General features: G+C 33.5%; 20 protein-coding genes. 5 read left to right on the top strand and 15 right to left on the bottom strand.

Going from position 1 to position 21,013, the window contains the following annotated elements; all coding sequences use genetic code 11:
• From FLV_RS11065 to aspS, 4 genes are all read right to left on the bottom strand, one after another.
• The gene (locus FLV_RS11065; protein ID WP_031454074.1) at window positions 1-549 is read right to left on the bottom strand and encodes an NADH-quinone oxidoreductase subunit B; all 549 of its coding nucleotides are present in this window, start codon (window positions 547-549) and stop codon (window positions 1-3) included.
• Between the two features lie 155 nt (window positions 550-704).
• Window positions 705-1,070: an NADH-quinone oxidoreductase subunit A gene (locus tag FLV_RS11060; RefSeq protein ID WP_243233845.1), complete on the bottom strand. Its 366-nt coding sequence runs from the start codon at window positions 1,068-1,070 to the stop codon at window positions 705-707.
• 241 nt (window positions 1,071-1,311) lie between these two features.
• Entirely contained in the window at window positions 1,312-1,506 is a 195-nt protein-coding gene (locus tag FLV_RS11055; protein WP_007137066.1) for a cold-shock protein, read from the bottom strand.
• A 313-nt stretch (window positions 1,507-1,819) separates the two neighbouring features.
• Complete coding sequence (aspS, locus tag FLV_RS11050) at window positions 1,820-3,571, bottom strand: aspartate--tRNA ligase (protein ID WP_243233843.1); 1,752 nt, start codon at window positions 3,569-3,571, stop codon at window positions 1,820-1,822.
• Between the two features lie 160 nt (window positions 3,572-3,731).
• On the opposite strand from aspS, the gene FLV_RS11045 reads away from it, so the two are divergent.
• Together FLV_RS11045 and FLV_RS11040 are read left to right on the top strand one after the other, a co-directional pair.
• A complete protein-coding gene (locus FLV_RS11045; protein ID WP_243233838.1) occupies window positions 3,732-4,727 on the top strand; it encodes a TlpA family protein disulfide reductase in 996 nt (331 codons plus the stop codon).
• Between the two features lie 207 nt (window positions 4,728-4,934).
• The gene (locus FLV_RS11040) at window positions 4,935-5,282 is read left to right on the top strand and encodes a toxin-antitoxin system YwqK family antitoxin (protein ID WP_243233833.1); all 348 of its coding nucleotides are present in this window, start codon (window positions 4,935-4,937) and stop codon (window positions 5,280-5,282) included.
• A gap of 63 nt (window positions 5,283-5,345) precedes the next feature.
• Here the strand turns inward: FLV_RS11040 and FLV_RS11035 are convergent, their stop codons facing one another.
• From FLV_RS11035 to FLV_RS10995, 9 genes are all read right to left on the bottom strand, one after another.
• Complete coding sequence (locus tag FLV_RS11035) at window positions 5,346-6,902, bottom strand: PepSY-associated TM helix domain-containing protein (RefSeq protein ID WP_243233832.1); 1,557 nt, start codon at window positions 6,900-6,902, stop codon at window positions 5,346-5,348.
• 3 nt (window positions 6,903-6,905) lie between these two features.
• Window positions 6,906-7,208: a hypothetical protein gene (locus tag FLV_RS11030; RefSeq protein WP_243233831.1), complete on the bottom strand. Its 303-nt coding sequence runs from the start codon at window positions 7,206-7,208 to the stop codon at window positions 6,906-6,908.
• 2 nt (window positions 7,209-7,210) lie between these two features.
• Complete coding sequence (locus tag FLV_RS11025) at window positions 7,211-7,543, bottom strand: hypothetical protein (RefSeq protein WP_243233827.1); 333 nt, start codon at window positions 7,541-7,543, stop codon at window positions 7,211-7,213.
• Window positions 7,544-7,605: 62 nt separating this feature from the next.
• Window positions 7,606-10,068 carry a TonB-dependent receptor gene (locus FLV_RS11020; RefSeq protein ID WP_243233826.1) on the bottom strand — a complete coding sequence of 821 codons (2,463 nt, stop codon included), beginning with the start codon at window positions 10,066-10,068 and terminating at the stop codon, window positions 7,606-7,608.
• 228 nt (window positions 10,069-10,296) lie between these two features.
• Window positions 10,297-13,473 (bottom strand): efflux RND transporter permease subunit, encoded by a 3,177-nt coding sequence (locus tag FLV_RS11015; protein ID WP_243233825.1) that lies wholly within the window; start codon window positions 13,471-13,473, stop codon window positions 10,297-10,299.
• Between the two features lie 92 nt (window positions 13,474-13,565).
• Window positions 13,566-14,633 carry an efflux RND transporter periplasmic adaptor subunit gene (locus FLV_RS11010; protein ID WP_243233824.1) on the bottom strand — a complete coding sequence of 356 codons (1,068 nt, stop codon included), beginning with the start codon at window positions 14,631-14,633 and terminating at the stop codon, window positions 13,566-13,568.
• Between the two features lie 8 nt (window positions 14,634-14,641).
• The gene (locus FLV_RS11005) at window positions 14,642-15,976 is read right to left on the bottom strand and encodes a TolC family protein (RefSeq protein WP_243233823.1); all 1,335 of its coding nucleotides are present in this window, start codon (window positions 15,974-15,976) and stop codon (window positions 14,642-14,644) included.
• Window positions 15,977-15,988: 12 nt separating this feature from the next.
• Complete coding sequence (locus FLV_RS11000; RefSeq protein WP_243233822.1) at window positions 15,989-16,588, bottom strand: TetR/AcrR family transcriptional regulator; 600 nt, start codon at window positions 16,586-16,588, stop codon at window positions 15,989-15,991.
• A 106-nt stretch (window positions 16,589-16,694) separates the two neighbouring features.
• Entirely contained in the window at window positions 16,695-17,216 is a 522-nt protein-coding gene (locus tag FLV_RS10995) for a YceI family protein (RefSeq protein WP_243233821.1), read from the bottom strand.
• A gap of 271 nt (window positions 17,217-17,487) precedes the next feature.
• Here FLV_RS10995 and FLV_RS10990 point away from each other — a divergent pair, with 271 nt between their 5' ends.
• The 3 genes from FLV_RS10990 to FLV_RS10980 all read left to right on the top strand — a co-directional run bounded on the left by FLV_RS10990 (window position 17,488) and on the right by FLV_RS10980 (window position 19,704).
• Window positions 17,488-18,462: a polyprenyl synthetase family protein gene (locus FLV_RS10990; RefSeq protein WP_243233820.1), complete on the top strand. Its 975-nt coding sequence runs from the start codon at window positions 17,488-17,490 to the stop codon at window positions 18,460-18,462.
• Between the two features lie 10 nt (window positions 18,463-18,472).
• Entirely contained in the window at window positions 18,473-19,219 is a 747-nt protein-coding gene (locus tag FLV_RS10985) for a hypothetical protein (protein ID WP_243233818.1), read from the top strand.
• 131 nt (window positions 19,220-19,350) lie between these two features.
• A complete protein-coding gene (locus tag FLV_RS10980) occupies window positions 19,351-19,704 on the top strand; it encodes a hypothetical protein (RefSeq protein WP_243233995.1) in 354 nt (117 codons plus the stop codon).
• A 13-nt stretch (window positions 19,705-19,717) separates the two neighbouring features.
• On the opposite strand, the gene FLV_RS10975 is transcribed toward FLV_RS10980, so the two are convergent.
• Both FLV_RS10975 and FLV_RS10970 read right to left on the bottom strand, forming a co-directional pair.
• Complete coding sequence (locus tag FLV_RS10975) at window positions 19,718-20,299, bottom strand: hypothetical protein (RefSeq protein WP_243233817.1); 582 nt, start codon at window positions 20,297-20,299, stop codon at window positions 19,718-19,720.
• A gap of 55 nt (window positions 20,300-20,354) precedes the next feature.
• The gene (locus FLV_RS10970) at window positions 20,355-20,909 is read right to left on the bottom strand and encodes a hypothetical protein (RefSeq protein WP_243233816.1); all 555 of its coding nucleotides are present in this window, start codon (window positions 20,907-20,909) and stop codon (window positions 20,355-20,357) included.
• Window positions 20,910-21,013: the final 104 nt, after the last annotated feature.

Here is a 21,013-nt window from a genome sequence, read left to right as displayed (position 1 = left end):
TTATGAAATGTTATAGGAAGCTAATAATTCTTGGTATTCCGGAGAGCTTCTTCGTCTCACAGATTCGCTTTTTACCAATTCTTGAAGTTTCATTACGCCGTCAACAATTTGTTCCGGTCTTGGTGGGCATCCCGGTACGTAAACATCAACCGGAATAACTTTATCAATACCTTGTAAAACAGAGTAAGTGTCAAAAATCCCGCCTGATGAAGCGCAGGCTCCAACAGCAATTACCCAACGAGGTTCAGACATTTGTTCGTAAACCTGTCTTAAAATTGGTGCCATTTTTTTAGAAATAGTTCCCATTACCATTAACATATCTGCCTGACGAGGAGAAAAACTCACACGTTCAGAACCAAATCGTGCCAAATCGTAATGTGAAGCCATAGTTGCCATAAATTCGATTCCGCAGCATGAAGTTGCGAAAGGTAGTGGCCAAAGAGAATTCGCACGTGCCAAACCTACAACGTCATTTAGTTTTGTGGCAAAAAAACCTTCACCAACAACACCTTCCGGAGGGGCAACCATATTTACATTTGAATCGCTCATTTTTATTTTAGATTTTAGATTTCTTATTTTAGATTTAATTCTGAAATCGAAATCAATATTTTAAAAAAATCAATATTGTATTTTGAAAATTATCTTTCAAATCTAAAATTCTAAATCAAACAATCTAAAATCTAAAATCTGAAATCTAAATTTTTTTATTCCCAGTCTAATGCTTTCTTTTTGATGATATAGAAAAAACCAACAAGAAGTAAAGACATAAAAACAATCATTTTCAACATTCCTTCAATTCCCAGCTCTTTAAAGTTTACAGCCCATGGGTAAAGAAAAATAACCTCTACATCAAACAAAACAAACAAAATAGCTACAAGGAAATATTTTACTGAAAAGGGAATACGGGCGTTACCAACAGATTCGATACCGCATTCGAAGTTTTTATCTTTTGTTTCAGAAGTTCTTTTTGGACCTAATTTTCCGGAAATAATGATAGTTCCTACTACAAAACCAACAGCAAGGATAAGCTGCATTAAAATAGGAAGATAGCTGTATTGATCAGATTGCATAAACTTAGGGTTTTTACTTAAAAAATAAGCCACAAAGATAGGTTTCAACTCTGTAAATCACAAGCTAAAAAAGGATTTAAGTATAGTGCTGAACAGGGTTTGAGTGTAATTTTTATTGATTATAAATAATAAATTAAAGTTTCACATTTTTTTAACAAGTATGCAAAAAAAAACGTTTCGAAATAAATCGAAACGTTTCAAAACCATTCAGAGGCAAAAAAAATAAATTGCTATATTTTTCTTAGATTACTGCTACTTTAGCAGCAACTTTCCCTTTTCTTCCTTCTTCTTCTTCATAGCTTACACGGTCACCTTCGCGTAATTCTTCCGCGTTAATTCCTGAAGCGTGAACGAAGATATCTTTTCCTGTTTCTTCGTCTGTAATGAATCCATAACCTTTAGACTCATTGAAAAATTTTACTGTACCTGTACGCATTGTAATTGTAATAATAATTTATAATGAAGCAAATGTAATATATAAATTCATACAAAAGACAATAGGGTGTTAATTTTTTGTAAAAATTATTGATTTACAGTGTTTTCTGTGCTTATATTATATTAAATTTGATAAGGATATCTTTAAAATAAGAATCATTTATTGAGGATTAAGCATTTTTGACACTTGTTTTATTGTAATAAACGGACTACTTATTAAAAATTCATTTTTTATGATTCTTACAATAAATATCAAAAAAAAGAGTGACTGTTTAATTTGTCACCCTTTTGTATTTATTGAAAATTGTATAGAATTATTTTAAATCCAATTTAATTGATAATTCTTTCAGTTGTGAATCATCAATTGCAGCTGGCGCATCAATCATGACATCGCGGCCTGAATTGTTTTTAGGGAACGCAATAAAGTCTCTAATCGTTTCCTGACCTCCTAAAATAGCAACTAATCTGTCTAAGCCAAAAGCTAATCCTCCGTGTGGCGGTGCTCCAAACTGGAAAGCATCCATTAAGAATCCAAATTGTGCTTTTGCTTCTTCTTCAGTAAATCCTAAATATTTGAACATTAATTGTTGTGTCGCTTTGTCGTGAATACGAATGGATCCGCCACCAATTTCGTTTCCGTTTAAAACCATATCGTAAGCGTTTGCACGCACTTTTCCAGGTTCTGTTTCTAACAAAGCCATATCTTCAGGCTTTGGAGAGGTAAACGGGTGGTGCATGGCGTGGTAACGACCACTTTCTTCGTCTAATTCCAATAATGGGAAATCTACCACCCATAATGGAGCAAATTCTTCAGGATTACGTAATCCTAAACGAGTTGCTAATTCCATGCGAAGTGCAGATAATTGTGCACGTGTTTTATTTGCTGGACCAGAAAGTACAAAAATCATATCTCCGGGATTTGCTTCTGTTGCTTTTGCCCAATTTGTCAAATCATCCTGATCGTAGAATTTATCTACAGATGATTTATAGGTTCCGTCTTCGTTGCATTTTACGTAAACCATTCCTGATGCTCCAACCTGAGGACGTTTCACCCAGTCAATTAATCCGTCGATTTCTTTACGGGTATAATTTCCGGCTCCGGGAACAGCGATTCCGACAACTAATTCTGCTGCATTAAATACTGGGAAATCTTTGTGTTGTGCAAATTCGTTTAATTCGCCAAATTTCATTCCGAAACGAATGTCCGGTTTGTCATTTCCGTATGTTTTCATGGCATAATCGTAGGTAATTCTTGGGAATTTGTCTACTTCAATGCCTTTAATTTCTTTTAATAAGTGTCTTGTCAAACCTTCAAAAACATTCAAAATGTCTTCTTGTTCCACAAATGCCATTTCGCAGTCAATTTGTGTAAACTCTGGCTGACGGTCTGCACGTAAATCTTCATCACGGAAACATTTCACAATCTGGAAATATTTATCCATTCCACCCACCATTAAAAGTTGTTTGAAAGTCTGCGGAGATTGTGGAAGTGCATAAAATTGTCCTTCGTTCATACGGCTTGGTACTACGAAATCTCTGGCTCCTTCCGGAGTTGATTTGATTAGGTATGGTGTTTCAACTTCGCAGAAATCTAAATCAGAAAGATATTTACGAACCTCCATTGCTACTTTATGGCGGAATAATAAGCTGTTTTTTACAGGATTTCTTCTGATATCCAAATAGCGGTATTTCATTCTGATGTCTTCACCACCGTCCGTTTCATCTTCAATGGTAAATGGAGGCGTTAAGGCAGCGTTTAAAATCGTTAATTCAGAAACTAAAATTTCGATTTCACCTGTTGGAATGTTTTTGTTTTTGGCTTCACGCTCAATCACAGTTCCTTTTACCTGAATTACAAATTCTCTTCCCAATGTTTTTGCTAATTCAAAAACGGTTTTATCGGTACGGCTTTCGTCGAAAATAAGTTGTGTAATTCCGTAACGGTCACGTAAATCAACCCAATTCATAAATCCTTTATCGCGTGATTTTTGAACCCAGCCGGCAAGTGTAACTTCGGTATTAATATTTGAGGCATTTAATTCGCCACAATTATGACTTCTATACATTGATCAAAATTTTAGACTGCAAAAGTAAACACAAAATTCAAATTAATATAGAAAAGTGTGCAACTTGATGAGCATTAAAATGAAATATTTTGTTAATAGCTAAATTTCTCACACAGAATTTCTTTAGTTTTGGTCTACTCAAAACAAAATAATGTCAATTATGAAAAAAGTTTTTCTTTTAGCTTTGATTGTGCTTGGTGCTTTCAGCGTTAATGCCCAAACAAAGAATTTAATAAAATTTACTGCTAAAATCACGAATAGAAACAGTGATACTTTAGTTATTCGTGGAGCAAATAATTTTAAGCAGGTTATTCCAATTAATAAAAAACAGGTTTTTGCGGCGACTTTTGAAGCGCCAAAGGGATTTTATCAATTTTCAGACGGGAGAGAAGCTTCAAGTTTGTATTTAAAACCAGATTCAGAAATAAATCTGACTATGGATGCTAAACAATTTGATGAAACCATTGTTTATAAAGGCAAGGGAGGTGAAGAAAGCAATTTTTTAGCTCAATATTCTTTAAGTAATGAGAAATTTCAAAATGAAGCTTTTTCTAAAGATGAAAAAGAGTTTGCGGTACTTTTAGAAGCAAAGAAAAAGTGGGATAATGAAACGCTGGAAAAAGGGAAATATGATGCGGAATTTCAGGCTGCATTAAAAAATTCATTTGTACAATTTAGCCAATATGCAGCTCAGGCTTATGAAAGTAATGCAAAAGCGAATAAACTTAAAGGAAAACCTTCGCCGGATTTTGATTATGAAAATTATAAAGGCGGAAAAACGAAGCTTTCTGAATTAAAAGGTAAATATGTTTATATTGATCTTTGGGCAACCTGGTGTGGGCCTTGCAGGGCTGAAATTCCTTTTCTTCAGAAAATCGAAGAGAAGTATCATGGAAAAAATATTGAATTTGTGAGTATTTCTATCGATCAGGCAAAAGATTTCGAAAAATGGAAAAAATTTGTAGCGGATAAAAATTTAGGAGGGGTTCAATTATTTGCTGATAAGGATTGGGGATCCGATTTTGTAACAAGTTATGGGGTTACGGGGATTCCGAGATTTATATTAATTGATCCAAATGGAAATATTTTAGATCCGGATGCTGACAGACCCTCATCAGCTGAATTACAGACACAATTAGATACTTTATTGAAATAATTCCTTCAAAATTATATCGTTATCGTAATTTTGAATTTTTTCTAAAATACCAGTAAAACCAATGCTTCGGCGTTGGTTTTTTTGTTTTATGAAAATTTCCAATGTTAAGCTTTTATTCAATGTTATCAAATTGTTAAGTAAAAGTTTTTTTAATGTAAACATTTAATTATATTTGATAAAGATTTGATAACATTAATACCTAAAGATATGAAAAAGTGTGTAATTTTAGTTGCAATATTGTTCTCTGGAATTTTAGTTGCACAAGAAACAAAACCTGAATTAGAAGCTGTTGGAAACAAAGTAAGAGCAACTTACTATTATGAAAATGGCAAAGTACAACAAGAAGGTTTTTTTAAAGAAGGTAAATTAGATGGTGTCTGGGTTTCCTATGACGAAAATGGAAATAAAAAAGCTATTGCAGAATATTCAGACGGATTGAAAACCGGGAAATGGATTTTCTTTAACGAAAAAAATATTTGTCAGGTAGATTATTCAAAAAGCAAAATTAATTCGGTTAAGAATTTAGAAGAAAAAGTTATCGCACATACAAATTAAGATAATTTCACTTAATTAAAAAAGGAGAAAAATTTCACTGAAATTTTTCTCCTTTTTCGTTTTTTATATCTCTTGTATTTTGTTGTTTCGTTTTAATGAAAGAGTAATATACAGGGTAATTGAGGACAGAACTATCCAGAAAACATCAATAAAGAAAATCTGAATTTTGTTTTGCAGGAAAGAACTCCAAAACCAATTTCCGGTAACGATTCCATTAGTAACCGGAATTAAAAATCCTAAAATACTTCCTGAGATTAAACACCATTTGTTGGTAAATGCATCATTCTTTTTGATGATAAAAAATATCGTAAGTAGTAACCATCCGATAAAATAAATGCTGTACAAATTAGACTGAGTTAAGGGGTGGAAAAGTTTGGCTGCAATAAAAGCCAATGCCGTAATAGGATACATGCTTAAACAAATTGCCAAATAAATACGAACTACGCCTTCGTTGAAACGGCGTTTCTTTTCGGGCATGTTCTTTTTATCTCTTGCTACTAACCAAATCATAACTCCTGAAATAATTACAAAGCAGGTTATAATTCCTAAAACAAAGCTTACTATTTTCAGCGCATATCCTCCATAATCGCCAAAATGAATGCGATATAAAACATTTTTGACAACATCTAAATAATAGTTTTGTGTTTCAGGATTCTTTCTTGCAACCTCTTTTCCGTCAGCAATACGATAAACTACTTTTCCGATTCCGGTAAATTTTTTAGTACTTAACAATTCACCTTCGACCAAAACATGCATATTGGTGTCACCGTAATTTTGAATCATAACACGGGTAATTTCAAAATCCTTCCAATTGTTTTTCGCTTTAGAAACTAACTGATTGATGCTAAAAGGTGTTGCTAATTTTTTGTTGTCAAACTTAAATTCAGGGTCAGTATATTCCAGTTCTTTATATAATTTATCCTGATCACCTTTGTAGAGTGTCATTACAGCTGGAGCAACTATTAAAAGTTTAATCATAAAAAAAGCACCGGTGACAGCATATACAAATTGAAAAGGCAAGCCAATCATTCCTAATGCAGTATGAGCATCAGTCCATAACGTTTTTAGTTTTTCTTTTGGACGGAAAACATAAAAATTAGACACAATTTTTTTCCAGTGTAATAAAACACCTGTTACTATGGCAAATAAAAAGAATAACGCAATAAAACCCGAAAGATAATACCCTACAGGATAAGGAACCTGAGCAAGAAAATGCAATCGGTATAAAAACTCTCCTAAAGAATATGACTCTTCGTAGGTTGCTGTTTTGTAATTTTTGGTATCTAAGTAAAAAAAGCTTCCTTCTTTTTGTTTGGCAGGAGCGAGAGTATCTTTGGTTCCTTCTGCATAAATGTTGACCCTTCTTTCGTTGCTGTGCTTAGAAATGGTAATATTTCGTCCGTGTAAAATATATTCTTTGTCCAGTTTTTTTAAGGCAGCGTCGTAGTTTAGATCAATTTCTCGTGAAATTGGAGCTGACTCATTTTTTTCCCAATTAATGATTTCATCCCTGAAAAAAGAAAATGATCCGGCAAAGAAAATGACAAAAAGAACGACACTGATAACAATTCCGCTAACAGTATGCGTATGAAAATAGATGTTATAATTTCGATTGCTCATGGGTTATTGTGCAGTTGGATTATAGGTTTGTCCCAGGTATATTAAAAGAGAGAAAATTAGTGAAAGAAGTATGTAAATCATCCAGATCTTCCATCCGTTTTTGGCTAAAAAAGCAATAACCATAAGTGCTACCCAAAGGATAAAACCACTAAAAGCCATTGTGATAAGGATATTTGCCCGATTGAACCAGGAGGCCAAAGCTAAATGAAAGGTAACCGAAACAAAATAGCCGCCCAGGATGGCAGCTGTAATTTTGGCAAACCGTTGCCATTTGGACTGTGTTAAATATTTAGGATTTGCAGGCATGTTTAGGAGTAATAAAATTCTAATAAAGCTATAATTATAAAAATAATCAATAGTGTTATACGGCTTATTTTTTTTAGCGGGGTCAATATTACGATTAAACTTCCTATTGTCATTAACTGAATAAAAAACAGTAAAGTTCCGCAACCCAGTGATTGTGTAAAAAGCCAAAATCCATAGGCAGTTGAAAGGAGTACCAATCCGGTAACTTTGGTTTGTTTTGGATTTTTCTGCATCCATTTTTCAAAACCTAAATTATACGATAAAACAGCTCTTTTTGACGTGTAGTATAACGTGTAAAAGGCTAAAAAAACGATAAGGCTTGCTATTGATATCATAATTTTAAAAAATTTAAAAACACCTTTCTGTTTGATTGGAAAGGTGTTTTTGTGTTATTTTTTTAGAATCTGTAAGTGAAACTTGCCGAGATAGCTCTTGGGTCTTTTGGATGAACTGTTGACCATCCGTCATAAATATCTTTGTTTGCAAGGTTGTTTAGTTTAACATTTACTCCAAATTTTTCTGCATTATAAAACAAAGATGAATTTAGAACAGTGTATTCCGGAATTGTAAATGTTCCTGCAGTAGCTCTATGCATAATCATATTGTTACCAACATAATTTCCTCCAAAACCTAAACCAAAACCTCTTAGGATACCGCTTGTAAATTTGTAGCTGGCCCAAAGGTTTGCCAGATTTCTAGGTCCTGCATCTTCAGATCTGAATCCCACAAAGTCAGGATCTCCTTTTGTTAAAATGGCTTCATTATAGCTGTATCCGGCAATAATGTTTAGACCATTAACAGGATTGGCAACAATTTCAACTTCTACACCTTTGTTTTCCTGAGCTCCATCCTGATAATAAGTCACATCATTAGCATTAGGTCTAACACCATAAACTTTGTCTGTTACCTTAATGTCGTAGTAACTAACAGTAGCATAAAATTTGTCTTTGAAGAGATTCAGTTTTGTTCCTACTTCGAATTGATTTGCATGCTCAGGGCCAAATGTTCTTAGTGTTGTAACAGAACCATTGACATCAGCAGAAGGGCTCACGTTAGAAAATCCGTTCATGTAATTAGCAAAAAGTGATACCTGATCTAAAATGGGCTGAAATACAATTCCGAATTTTGGAGAAAAAGCGGTTTGATTGTAGGCGTCATTATCAGCATTCATAAAACGATCTGCACGTAAACTAACCATTGCTGATAAATTTGGAAGAATGTTTAATACATCTGAAAAATAGGCACTGTAAACTTCTTGCTTAGTTTTACTATTATTTCTTTGGCTATTCCCTACAATTGCATCAGACCCTTCTTTAGTCAAATCACCTGTATCTCCGTTTGAAGGCCCAAAAACAGCATTGAAAGAAGCCAAATCATCTCCTATATAAATGAATCCATTTCCAAAATAACCCGAACTATAGTCCGCAGCTGTTCTTTTATAATAATCTAAACCAACAACAAGTCTGTTTCTCAAACTTCCTATTTTGAAATCACCAATAAAGTTTTGCTGTACATCAGTACTTTTATTTTCATTGTCCTGGTAACTAAATTGACGATACAGAACAATTCCATCATTTATTTGAGATACCAGTGGAATTAAAGAAGGATTTTTTGAATTGGTTACTTCATACAAATAGGCATAATTTCCATCTGATTTTGCTGTACTATTTGAGAAAACGGTTTGTGATGTCCACTGGTCAGAAAGTTTGTAATTCATCTGAGCCTGAATATTAAATGAAGGTGTTTTAATTGTTAGTTCATCACTGGTATAAGAGCGGTTGTTATCATATTTTAGTTCCTCAATATTATGAACTCTTAAGGGAGCTCCTCTATCTAAAAATAACATGGTGGGATTTGTAGATTCATTACTCATGAATTCAGTTTGTACTAAGAATGATAATTTATCATTTACTTCGTAAGATAATGATGGAGCAATAAAAAACGATTCTCTAAAACCTGCATCCTGAAAACTATTTTGTTTATTGTATGCTGAGTTTACTCTGAAATTTAAAGTTTTTTTGTCGTTTAAAGGTGTGTTTAGATCAACAGTAGCACGGTTTAACCCATAACTTCCAACAGTGTAATTTATTTCCCCTCCAAATGTTTTGTATGGTTTTTTTGTAGTAGTATTGATTAATCCTCCGTATGAGATTAAGCTGCTTCCAAATAAGGTTCCGGATGGTCCTCTGATGATTTCGATTTTGTCAACATTTGCAGGGTCTAAACTTCCGTTTGTTAGACCAGGTAATCCGTTAACCATTGTAGGCTGAACAGGAAAACCTCTTAAAGCATAATAACCTCCGCCATCGCCGCCACGGCCTGTTGAAGCCCACAGCTGCGTTACACCCGGAGCATTTTTTAAAGCGTCATCAAAATTGGTTACAACTTGTTCTTTTAAAACTTCACCTGTAATAGTTGTATATACTTGTGGGTTTTCAAGGTTTTTAAGAGGCAATCTTGATACTTGTTGATTTTCTTTACGGGCAAAATGATTCGTTTTGCCACCATTAACTACAACTTCTGTTAATTCTTCAGAGTTTGCGGTTATATTGAAGTTTTCAATAAGTTCCTGACCTTCATTGATAACTATATTTTTTTCTTTAGCAGAATATCCAACACCAGATACTTTTATGGTATAAGATCCAGGTTTTACGTTTTTTATTTTATAATTTCCAATTTCATCTGTAACTGTACCTAAACGTGTTCCTTTTAAAACAACAGAAATTTTTTCAGGAGATTCATTATTGTTTAGCGTTATTTTGCCTTTTATGGTTGCTTTTTCCTGAGCGAAAGTATTTGTAGTACTAATCAGCAAAATAAAGAATAAGCCTAATAGTGGTATTGTAAATTTTATTTTCATCTTAATTTAGAATTGTTTTTGATAGCGCAAATTTAAGTTTTGAATATTAACTACACAAGCTATTCTTATTTATTCTAAATAAAACATTTATTGAGAGGTGAAATTTAAATTTGTTTAAAAAATTAACATCTTAATCTAATTTTAAGTAAATATTAATCTTTTTACAAACAAAAAAACCTGCTCAAATTAATGAACAGGTTTTTCAATTTAAATCAAATCAACAATTAATTAATGCGTATGTTTAGGATTAAAACCATCTTCGCTTAATTCTGTGTGCTCATAATCGGCAACCATTTCAGCTTCGTAGTCGATTTTATCTCCTTTAGAGAATTTTTGAATAATTTTCTCCATAATATCATAGATAACCGGTACTACAATCAAAGTAAGGAATAATGATGAAATCAAACCTCCAATAATTACCCAGGCTAAACCATTTTTCCACTCAGCTCCTGCACCAGAAGCCAATGCAATTGGGAACATACCAAATACCATCGCAATTGTTGTCATCAAAATTGGACGCAAACGAGCGTGGTTTGCCTGAATTAAGGCAGTTCTGATAGATTCTCCTGCTGCTCGCCTTTGGTTTGTATAATCGACAAGCATGATCGCATTTTTACACACCAGACCAATCAACATGATGATTCCTAAAATGGTAAAGATGTTTAAGGTATTGTTTGTTAATGCCAGTGCAAATAGAACTCCAATGAACGAAAGCGGAATGGCAAATAATACCACAAACGGGTGAACAAAACTGTCATATAAACCTACCATTACAAGGTAAACTAAAATAATAGCGGCTAATAAAGCGATCCCTAAAGTACCAAAACCTTCTGACTGGTTTTCCTGGTCACCACCCCAGATGTAATTAACTCCAACTGGTTTTTGTAATTTATCTAGTTTTTCCTGCCACTGCGTTACAATTGTTCCGGCTGGTACACCCACGTTCTGACCTTGTACAGTTACAGAAGCGGTTTTGTCTCTACGCTCCAGTTTACTTGGTCCGGAACCTTCGGTAATAGTTGCAAATTGGTTTAATTTAATTTGCTGACCGGCACTGTTTATGAAAATTAAATTACTAACATCGGTAATATTTTTTCTATCAAATTCGTTGTATTTGATGTTGATGTCGTATTCGTATTCACCAGCTCTAAATTTACCGTCAGTATTACCGCTATAAGCTGTCTGCATGGTTAGACCAACTGTTTGAAGTGTTAATCCTAAAGCAGCCATTTTATCACGGTCAACCTGAACGTTGATTTCCGGATTCCCATCTTCAACGGTTAATTTAATCTCAGTTGTTCCGGGAATGGTGCGTAATTCGGCTTCGGCCAATTTAGCAAACTTCATGGCACTTTCTACGTTTGGACCCGTTACGATCAAACCTAAAGTTGCATCTTCAGCCGTTCCTAAGATACCTACAGGAACCGTTTTAACTTTTGCACCAACTAATATTTTCTCTAATTTACGTTTTGTTTTAGCTGCGTAAACATTGGCATCATCTGTACGGTCTTTTTGCTCGATCATTTTAACATCGATCTCGGCTTTGTAAGCAGTTGCCTGAGAAGCACCTAAGCCTTCACTGGTTTGTCCTACAGTTGTAATTTGACTGAAAACATATTTCTCTCCTTTTAAGAACGCTTCTGCTTTTTGCGTCATAAAGTTAGTCTGTTCCAATGAAGCATCTTTTGGCATCTCAATCTGAACTAAGAACTCACCACTATCAGATGATGCGAAGAACTCACCTCCAATATATCCGCCTCCCATCAACCAGATGATAGATCCAAAGAACATAACTGCAATAACTGCCATGGTTTTGATGTAATGATCTAAACACCAGTTTAGCAAGTTTGAAATCCAGTCAGTAAAACGAGTTAAGTAGCTTTCAAATCCAAGGATAACTTTTCCGAAAAGATTTTTACCTTCAATATGCTCTAATTTTCCAAAACGTGAAGACAACCACGGAATAATAGTAAATGAAGCCAATAATGAGAACATCGTTGATATAATTACCGTAACACAAAATTGTGTAATAATATTAGATACCAGTCCGGTACTCATTGCAATTGGTAAAAACACGACTACAATTACTAATGTAATCGAAGTTACAGTACCTCCAATTTCGGCAGTTCCGTCATAAGAAGCACGAATTCGGCTTTTACCCATTTCCATGTGTCGGTAAATATTCTCTAATACCACAATCGCATCATCGACAAGAATACCAACCACAAGAGATAAACCAAGTAAAGACATTAAGTTAAGTGTATAACCTAATAAATAAATTCCGATAAATGTAGCAATCAACGACGCAGGAATAGATACCATTACAATTAATGAGTTTCTGATACTGTGTAAGAAGAACAACATTACAAAGGCCACCAGAATAACCGCAATTAACAAGTCATGTACAACAGAATCTGCTGCTTCAAGTGTAAATATTGTACTGTCTTTTGCAACATCCAATTTTAATTGAGCCGATTTATAATCAGCCTCTAATGTTTTGATTGTTTTAACCAATTGCTCACTTACCGCAACGGCATTAGCATCTGATTGTTTTACAATTTGAAGTACAATGGCACTTTTTTGATCTACACGGGCAATTTTCTCTGCAATTTTTTGTGTATCCTGAACATCAGCAATATCTCCTAAACGAACCTGAATTCCGTTTTGAGAAGAAACCACTAAGTTTCTTAATTCTTCAACGTTTTTATATTTACCCGCTAAACGAATTAATATTTTTTGATTACGAGTTTGGATGTTACCCGTTGGGAAATCCAGATTCGAAGTTAAAATAGTCTGTTGTACCTGAGGAACAGAAAGGCCGTAACCCTGCATTTTTACTGCGTCAAGATTTACCTGAATCTCACGTTCCTGACCACCAATAATATTTACCTGAGCAACCCCTTGTACACGAGATAAAACTGGCGCAATCTTTTTATCGATCAAATCATAAAAAGCGGCTTCGTCCATTTTACCATTCGCACCCAATGTCATAATTGGTAAATCACTCAAAGAGAATTTAGTTAACGATGGCGGATCAGCATCATCTGGTAAATCACTCAGGATTGCATTGATTTTTCGCTGTGCATCATTCATCGAAATATCAACATTCGCATTTGATGTTAATGTAATTGATACTATGGATAAACTCTCATAAGATTTAGAGTCAATTTTCTTGATATTTTCAAGAGACGCAATCGCATCCTCTATTTTCTTGGTAACGGTATTTTCAATCTCACTTGGAGAAGCTCCCGGATAAACAGTTGAAACCGTAATAACATTGGTTTCGAATTTTGGAATCAGCTCGTAGCCTAACTGGCTGTAGCTGAACAATCCACCTAAGATCAGAATTGTAAACAATACAATTACTAACGAGGGACGTTTTATGGATATTTCGGCTAATTTCATATATTTTTTCTTTATGCTTTATGCTTTATGCTGTAGGCTTTAAGCTTTTGAAGTAGCTTATAGCCTATAGCTTAATGCTTATAGCCAAATAATTATTTAATAATTTCTACTGTATTTCCGTCTTGTAAGTTGATCTGGCCTGTAATAATTACTATTTCTCCGTCATTTAAACCATTGATGATTTCAACTTTATCTCCTAAGATTCTTCCAGCAACTACTTTTTTCAATTTTGCTGTATTGTTTTCAACTACAAAGATTTCGTTACTGCTCACACTTCCAACAAATGCATTTCTGGGAACCACTTTAAGGTTTTGTTTTTGGTTGTTTGAGCCAAAGTTTGCTGTTCCGTACATACCTGCTTTTAAGTCATTATTAGCATTGTTTGTAATTTCAATTTCTACAGGAAAGTTTAATGAAGCATCTGCTTTTGCAGCGATAAAAGTAATTTTTCCGGAGAATGTTTTGTCAGGATAAACACTTGCTGTAATGTTTACTGTGTTTCCTAATTTTAAACTTGCTACCTGACTTTCGTTTACTGTAACTGTTAATTTTAATTTAGAAACATTTACAATATCAAACAAAGCAGTTGCAGGCATACCGGTTAAAATAGATCCCGGTTCAATATATTTTTTATTGATGTAACCGTTAATTGGCGCTTTTACTTTAGTATCACCAACATTAATGTTAGCTTGTTTCAGGTTAGATTCAGCATTTGTTAAAGCTAATTTTGCCTGATCTAATTGTTGTTTTGTAACACCGCCGGTTTTAAAAGCATTTTCGTATCTGCTGTAATCCGATTTTGCGTTTTGGTAAGCAGCCTGAGCTTGCTGTGCACTAACATTAATGACATCACCTCTTACGGTCAATAAGGTTTGACCTACTCTTACATAATCACCTTCTTTAGCTAAAACACTAATTACTTTCCCGGATTTTTCAGCAGAGAAAGTTAATTCCTGAATTGGCACAAAATTTCCGTTAACAGCAAAACCAAGATTAACATCTTCTGTTTTTACTGTTGCCACTTTTACAGAAACGGCAGCATTTTTTTCTGCCACGATTGCTGTTTTAGCTTCGTTTTCTGATTTGTTTTTATTTAAGATATAGCTAATCCCAAAAAAAGCTACGGCTATGATTACGATTGTTGTAATTATTCTCTTCATTTTGTTAGTTATTTAATAAGTGATTTTAGTTCGCCTTTTGATTTGATTAGTGCTACCTCTGCAATTTTGTAATTTAAGATAGCTCTGGTATAATTGTTTTGTGCCTCAAGAGATGCATTTTCAGCATCTAATAAATCCGTTAAAGATGCTAATCCCTGAAGGTAATTGTTTTTGGTATTGCTTAAAATTTCTGTTGCCAGACGCATGTTTTCTTTTTGATTCTCTATAGTTACAAGATTGTTCTCAATCTGAGCGATTGCATTTCTGTAATCTAAATCGAGCGAAAGTTTGGTGTCTTTTATATCTTCCTGAAGCGATCTGATTTGAACATCAGCTTGTCTTACTTTTGCACGGGTTCCAAAACCGGTAAAGATTGGTATGTGTAAGTTTAATCCAATTGCAGAAAAATCAGACCAGTAAACTCCGTCTTTTGGTTTTGCAAACCAAGGTAATTCAGGACCCTGACCAATATAGTTGTAACCTGCTGTTAATGAAAGTGTTGGATAGTATCCTGCTTCAACAGCTTTTTTGTTATAGACTAAAAGTTCTTCTTGTTTTTTCAAAAGCAGGTATTCTGTTCTGTTTTCAACAGTTGGCTGTTCTGTTAGTGCTGCAGGGACAACTTCAAATTCTTCTTTTGGCATATCAATTTGAGTTTCAATAGGCATTCCCATATAAAACTTCAAAGCATTTTCCTGTAAAGTAATTTGATTTTTTATTTGTTGACGTTCTGTATCAATGTTTGACATTTTTACGACTATACGATCTAAGTCTATTTTTTTTGCTAAACCGTTATCAAATTGTCCTTTTACGATATCACGAACTTTTGTAGTATTTACGTAATTGCTGTCTAATAATACCAGTCTTTCTTTTTGCACATAAACGGAATAATAGTTATTTGCAACTCTTTCAATAACTTGTTCTTCGGTTAACTGGTCGTTTATTTGGTAAAATTCGCGTGTAGATTTTGCCGCTCTCAATCCGGTAAAAACAGATTGGTCAAAAAGAGCCTGAGTTAAAGAAACTCCGGCAGTCGATGTCCATTTTTGTCCAAATGCCGCCTGAATTGTAGTTCCCGGAGCATTGAATCCTGCTCCGTCAATAACTGTAGTTTGTATAATAGGGTTGTGTGTTAAGTTTCCGTTTGCAGAAATTTGAGGCAGCGCTCTTGAACGTACTTCCTGAATTTGATACTCACTGTTTTCAACCTGTAATTTCGATTTCTTTGCATCGGCTTTGTTTTGTAGCGCATACGTAAGTGCATCTTTTAAGGTTAAATTTTTGACTTGTGCGTTGGCAGACAAACCAATTGAACACAAAAATATAAGAATGATTCTTTTCATATAGATTGATGATTAAATAGTAATTTTTTTAAGTTGTTTTTCTAATTCTACAATTCCTAAAGGAGTCGACATTGCTCTGGTGTGATATTCTAAGGCTTCTAATTCTAATTTTTGAGATTCTTTGTCTGATACTGTTGTTTCATTAATGTGAAAAATTAAAGTGTAATAAAACCTTACATAAACATCAATATTCAGATCCGCTCTATACAATTTTTCACGAATTCCTTTTTCAATATTTTCTCTAAACCATTGGCTGCATTGATCTATTTCGGTAGTCATGAGTTTATGGTAGATTTCAGGATAATGTTTTTTTAGCTGATAGATTGGTGACGAATCCAAACTGTTTGTAAACATTTCGCAAAACATTTCACGGATCTCAAAATTTTCATGAATTGCATTGTGATTTTTAGCGACAATGGTGTCGATAATATTATGAACTTGTTTGTGAACCAGCGAGGTGCTTTCTTCAATTAAAACTTCTTTATTGCAAAAATATTTATAAATCGTTTTTTTAGAAATACACATTTCTCCTGCAATGTCATCCATTGTAACACTCTTAAAACCGAGTTTTAAAAATAAATCACTTGCTTTTTGTATGATTTTCTCTTTCATTTTAATTCTAAATTCTATTACAGAATATATTGGGAGTAACTAAAGTTAACGAAAAAGTTCCCTATTATTGTAATAATTTTATATTAACTTATTCATTTTGTTCTGTTTATATGCTGAACTCTAAATTAGCAATAAGCTTAATATCTCTTCCAAGGGCTAAGCCTCCGTTGTGATTAAATGAATTATAATCCAGGCCAAAATCCTGACGTTTGATATCACCTTTGATTTCAAAAGCTACTTTTTTTTCTCCATTATAGGTGTTAACTCCTATAAATTCCGCATCAAGTTCAACAACTCTGGTAATATCTTTTATTGTTAAATCACCTTTAAAAAAATTAATATTGTTGTTTACTTTTTGAAATGAAGTCGATTTGAAACTAATAATCGGATATTCATTTACATTAAACAAATCATTTAATTGTAAGTGCGTATCAATCTGCTGAAAATTATCAGCCTTATTATTCATGTCTAATGAAAACTCAACCGAAGCATCTTCGATTTCATTATCCTCAATATTTACATAACCGTCAAATTTGTTTGCGGTTCCTCCCAAATAGGCAATTATAGAATGTCTCATTTTTATTAAAACATCTGATTGGCTAGAATCTATAGTCCAAGTAGTTTTCATAAATGTTTGGTTTTGTCGAGGTTAATTGTTGTTTTAAATGCTTTGGAAACTTTTGTAGTTTCTAAAGTTTCCGATTGAGGATGCAAATATAAACAGGAAACTTTAAGAACCAAAAAAGTTTCCAAGTTTTTTTAAAAAATAATTTAGCAGAATTAATAGCGCAACAGCTTTAAAATCTTTTTAGAGGAAACTCGATTCCTTTTTAAATTTTAGAAACTTTAATTCATATTTGAATTGTATCTTTGGACCTCGTTAATCAGATTTTCATTTTATGCACGATATTAGCCAGTACCAGGATTTTTTTATTGATTATTTAAAAAGCCAAAACATAAGCAAAGAACCTAAAAATCTTTACGAACCTATTGAGTATATTTTAGGACTTGGCGGAAAAAGGATGCGTCCGGTACTAACCTTAATGGCGGCAGAAGTTTTTGATGCTGATTATAAAATTGCGCTTCCGGCTGCAATGGCGGTAGAGGTTTTTCATAATTTCTCTTTAGTTCATGATGATATTATGGATGATGCGCCTTTAAGAAGAGGGCAAGTTACGGTACATGAAAAATGGGATTTAAATACCGGGATTCTTTCGGGAGATGCAATGCTTATTTTGGCATACCAGTATTTTGAACAATACGAACCGGTAGTTTTTAGGGATTTAGCAAAACTTTTCAGTAAAACAGCTCTTGAAGTCTGCGAAGGACAACAATGGGATGTTGATTTTGAATCCCGTACAGATGTTACGATTCCTGAATACCTGAAAATGATTGAATACAAAACAGCTGTTTTAGTTGCTGCAGCCATGAAAATGGGGGCAATTGTAGCAAAAACTTCTGAAAAAGAAGCTGATTTAATTTACGATTTCGGACTTAATTTGGGATTGGCTTTTCAGCTTCAGGATGATTATTTAGATGCTTTTGGAGATCCCGAGACTTTTGGAAAACAAGTTGGAGGAGATATTATCGAAAATAAAAAAACGTATTTGTACTTAAAAGCAATGGAATTTTCTACACCTGAAAAATCTTCTGAACTGCAAAAATTATTTAGCCAACAATTAGAAGATAACACAGATAAAATAGAAAAAGCAAAGGGAATTTTTAACGAATCCGGTGCATCAGAAGCTACTCAGAAAGCTATAGAAATGTACACTTTTAAGGCTTTTGAAACGCTTGAAAAAATGAATATCCACGCAGAAAAGAAAAATATCCTGAGAACTTTTGGCGAAAATCTAATGGGTAGAAAGGTTTAATATAAGATTTATGGAGACCATAGTAAATAGTCTTTTTTTTGCTGACAGAAATAGTAATGCGAGAATGCAGTTATTTTTTGCGGCATGTTTCCCTTTTTTTACCCTTTTTGCTTTAGGAATTGATAGTGTTGCGTTTAATCAGTATTATTTTGACGGGCGACAAATTACGAATGTTTTAGCCATAATTTATTTCTCTTTTTTCTTTTGGGTTTCCGGCTCTTATTTGAGAAAACTGATGTTTGTAATGGTTTTTTTGTCTTATATAGGAGAAGTGCTTTTTTGTACTTTACTCGGAATGTATAATTATAGAACATCCGTTATTCCGCTGTATGTTCCTTTTGGTCATGCGATTGTGTATGCTTCAGGTTATGTTTTTGCACATACTGAATGGGCTGCTAAAAACGACACTGGCTTAAGGAAATATTTTGCAGTTGGATTTGCAGTGTTGTTTTTGTCTGTTGGAATTTTGCTGAAAGATATTTTTTCACTGATTTTCGGACTGCTGTTCTTTTGGGTTTTAAAGAGAAAAAAATGGCAGAATTTATATTATTTCATTGCCCTTTGTGTTATATTTATTGAGCTTGGCGGAACTTATTTTCAATGCTGGAAATGGGTGCCGAAAACTTTCGGATTAATTCCGGCAGCCAATCCGCCAATGGGCGCAGTTTTTTTCTACGCAGGAGGAGATGTGCTTTTGTCTAAAATTGTAGATTATTGGAAATTTAAAAGAACAAGCAAGAGTTTTGATTTGCATTGATTTTTGAAGTTGCCATTGTGATTGAATTTGATTTTTGAGGTAACTATTGTCATTGAAATTGCCATTGAAATTGAAATTGAATTTGATTTTTGCCATTGCCATTGAAATTGAATTTTGAAATTGAAAAACCTATGTACGTTTCTCCCTTAAATACCGATTTATTATTTGAAGAAGCTCAAAAAGATTCTTTATATCTGAACTTGATTGAGCAGCTCAACAAAGATTTTAATCTCGCAAATGAAGGAATTGATTTTCCGCTGAGCATCACTCCGGAAGAATTAAAAATCCAGCTTCACGAAAAAATCTACAGAATGATTCAGTACAAATTTGCTGAATATCTCAATCTGCTCTATATAATTGATGTTTCTGAAATCGAAATAAAACAACTCGACGGATCAGATCTGGTTATTCTCGCAGAACAGGTTTCTTTTTTGATTTTAAAAAGAGAATGGCAGAAGGTTTGGTTTAGGAATTTCTACAAATAAAGGTTCTAAGTTACTAAGGTTCTAAGCTGCTAAGTTTTTCTTCATTAGGACGAACGATATTGTGCAATTTATCTAATTCAGTCCCGAGCCCAAAATACTGTGTGTCAATTTTACTTTCAATAATTTGGAAACGATTACATTTAAAACAAATTTTTGCTATTCCAATAATCTTTTCTTTCTTTTTAAAAATGAAAATATCGCGATACTCCGGAACGCACGCATATGCACTCGTTTGTAAAGAGTCTTTTTCACTGAATATATTTTCAATTTCCTTTTCCTGTTTAATTGTAAGATCAGATTTCGTATAATTATGACTTAGCAAAATTTCCTCAAAATCTTTTTTAGGAATACTATCAGGAAAATATCCAACAAACAAACCTTCAAGCTCTTGTTGTTTTTTTGATCTTTTACTTTTTCCTGTAAAATCAATTACACTTTCAAGAGTATAATTTCCAAAATAATGATTGATTTCATCAGAATCAAAAAAAGGTCGTAATTCTTTCTTTACAACCTTTTCATTATTAGCATTTTCCTTTTTAGAATTATTACAACTTGAAATGATTATAGCTGTAATTATAAAGATATATTTTTTCAAATCTTCAGGTTTAAATAAACTTAGAATCTTAGCATCTCAGAACCTTAGCAACTTTTTAGAAATAAACCCTCACAAAAGGCATAAATGCAGATCCATAACGACTTTTGTCCTCATCAAACAAAACATCGTAGCGGGCACCAATCGTCACGCTTCCGGTTCTGTAACCGGCACCAAGGTACAAAGCAGTATTCCAGAAATTATCAGTATAGCCGGGGAAGTTATTTGTACGTTCATATTCTGTATTTACACGAACCTGTTCGAGTTCGGCAGATAGCTGAATTTCCGGAATCGGATTTACTAATCCAATAAGGCTTCCGCCATATACGTAAGAATGGTAAAGGTTTTTAGAAGATAAATAACCAAATTGCAGTCCAAGACCAACAGCTACAATTTCGTTTACATTATAAATAGCACTTGGCATTACTGAAATATCAGTATAACCGGAACCAATTCCGAGACCTAATCCGCCTCCAAATTGAACTTTTTCCCAAAATTGGGAATTGTTATCGATTACATTGTTTTGATCCTGTGCAATTATAAGATTTGAAAACAGGCATGTCAAAATCACAAAAAATGATTTGAAAACGATTGAAAGATGAATTTTCTTCATAGTTTAGGCTATTTTTAACAAATTTTTACGTAAAAGTACGTAAAAAAATCATTTAAATAATATCGATTGTTGTACTTTTGCCATTCTATATAACAAAAAGTATA

Origin of the sequence: Flavobacterium pectinovorum (genome assembly GCF_022802975.1) — a bacterium.
Classification (GTDB): domain Bacteria; phylum Bacteroidota; class Bacteroidia; order Flavobacteriales; family Flavobacteriaceae; genus Flavobacterium; species Flavobacterium pectinovorum_B.
Note: the sequence above shows the minus strand (reverse complement) of the source record. Positions and strands in the feature narration are given on the sequence as shown.

What these genes read in the sequence shown, in the direction of transcription:
- FLV_RS11005 (WP_243233823.1), bottom strand. Translation starts at nt 15,976, where the DNA reads ATGAAAAGAATCATTCTTATATTTTTGTGTTCAATTGGTTTGTCTGCC.
- FLV_RS11045 (WP_243233838.1), top strand. Translation starts at nt 3,732, where the DNA reads ATGAAAAAAGTTTTTCTTTTAGCTTTGATTGTGCTTGGTGCTTTCAGC.
- FLV_RS10970 (WP_243233816.1), bottom strand. Translation starts at nt 20,909, where the DNA reads ATGAAGAAAATTCATCTTTCAATCGTTTTCAAATCATTTTTTGTGATT.
- FLV_RS11030 (WP_243233831.1), bottom strand. Translation starts at nt 7,208, where the DNA reads ATGCCTGCAAATCCTAAATATTTAACACAGTCCAAATGGCAACGGTTT.
- FLV_RS10985 (WP_243233818.1), top strand. Translation starts at nt 18,473, where the DNA reads ATGGAGACCATAGTAAATAGTCTTTTTTTTGCTGACAGAAATAGTAAT.
- FLV_RS11040 (WP_243233833.1), top strand. Translation starts at nt 4,935, where the DNA reads ATGAAAAAGTGTGTAATTTTAGTTGCAATATTGTTCTCTGGAATTTTA.
- FLV_RS11010 (WP_243233824.1), bottom strand. Translation starts at nt 14,633, where the DNA reads ATGAAGAGAATAATTACAACAATCGTAATCATAGCCGTAGCTTTTTTT.
- FLV_RS11025 (WP_243233827.1), bottom strand. Translation starts at nt 7,543, where the DNA reads ATGATATCAATAGCAAGCCTTATCGTTTTTTTAGCCTTTTACACGTTA.
- FLV_RS11015 (WP_243233825.1), bottom strand. Translation starts at nt 13,473, where the DNA reads ATGAAATTAGCCGAAATATCCATAAAACGTCCCTCGTTAGTAATTGTA.
- FLV_RS10995 (WP_243233821.1), bottom strand. Translation starts at nt 17,216, where the DNA reads ATGAAAACTACTTGGACTATAGATTCTAGCCAATCAGATGTTTTAATA.
- FLV_RS11055 (WP_007137066.1), bottom strand. Translation starts at nt 1,506, where the DNA reads ATGCGTACAGGTACAGTAAAATTTTTCAATGAGTCTAAAGGTTATGGA.
- FLV_RS11060 (WP_243233845.1), bottom strand. Translation starts at nt 1,070, where the DNA reads ATGCAATCTGATCAATACAGCTATCTTCCTATTTTAATGCAGCTTATC.
- FLV_RS11065 (WP_031454074.1), bottom strand. Translation starts at nt 549, where the DNA reads ATGAGCGATTCAAATGTAAATATGGTTGCCCCTCCGGAAGGTGTTGTT.
- FLV_RS10980 (WP_243233995.1), top strand. Translation starts at nt 19,351, where the DNA reads ATGTACGTTTCTCCCTTAAATACCGATTTATTATTTGAAGAAGCTCAA.
- FLV_RS11035 (WP_243233832.1), bottom strand. Translation starts at nt 6,902, where the DNA reads ATGAGCAATCGAAATTATAACATCTATTTTCATACGCATACTGTTAGC.
- FLV_RS10990 (WP_243233820.1), top strand. Translation starts at nt 17,488, where the DNA reads ATGCACGATATTAGCCAGTACCAGGATTTTTTTATTGATTATTTAAAA.
- aspS (WP_243233843.1), bottom strand. Translation starts at nt 3,571, where the DNA reads ATGTATAGAAGTCATAATTGTGGCGAATTAAATGCCTCAAATATTAAT.
- FLV_RS11020 (WP_243233826.1), bottom strand. Translation starts at nt 10,068, where the DNA reads ATGAAAATAAAATTTACAATACCACTATTAGGCTTATTCTTTATTTTG.
- FLV_RS11000 (WP_243233822.1), bottom strand. Translation starts at nt 16,588, where the DNA reads ATGAAAGAGAAAATCATACAAAAAGCAAGTGATTTATTTTTAAAACTC.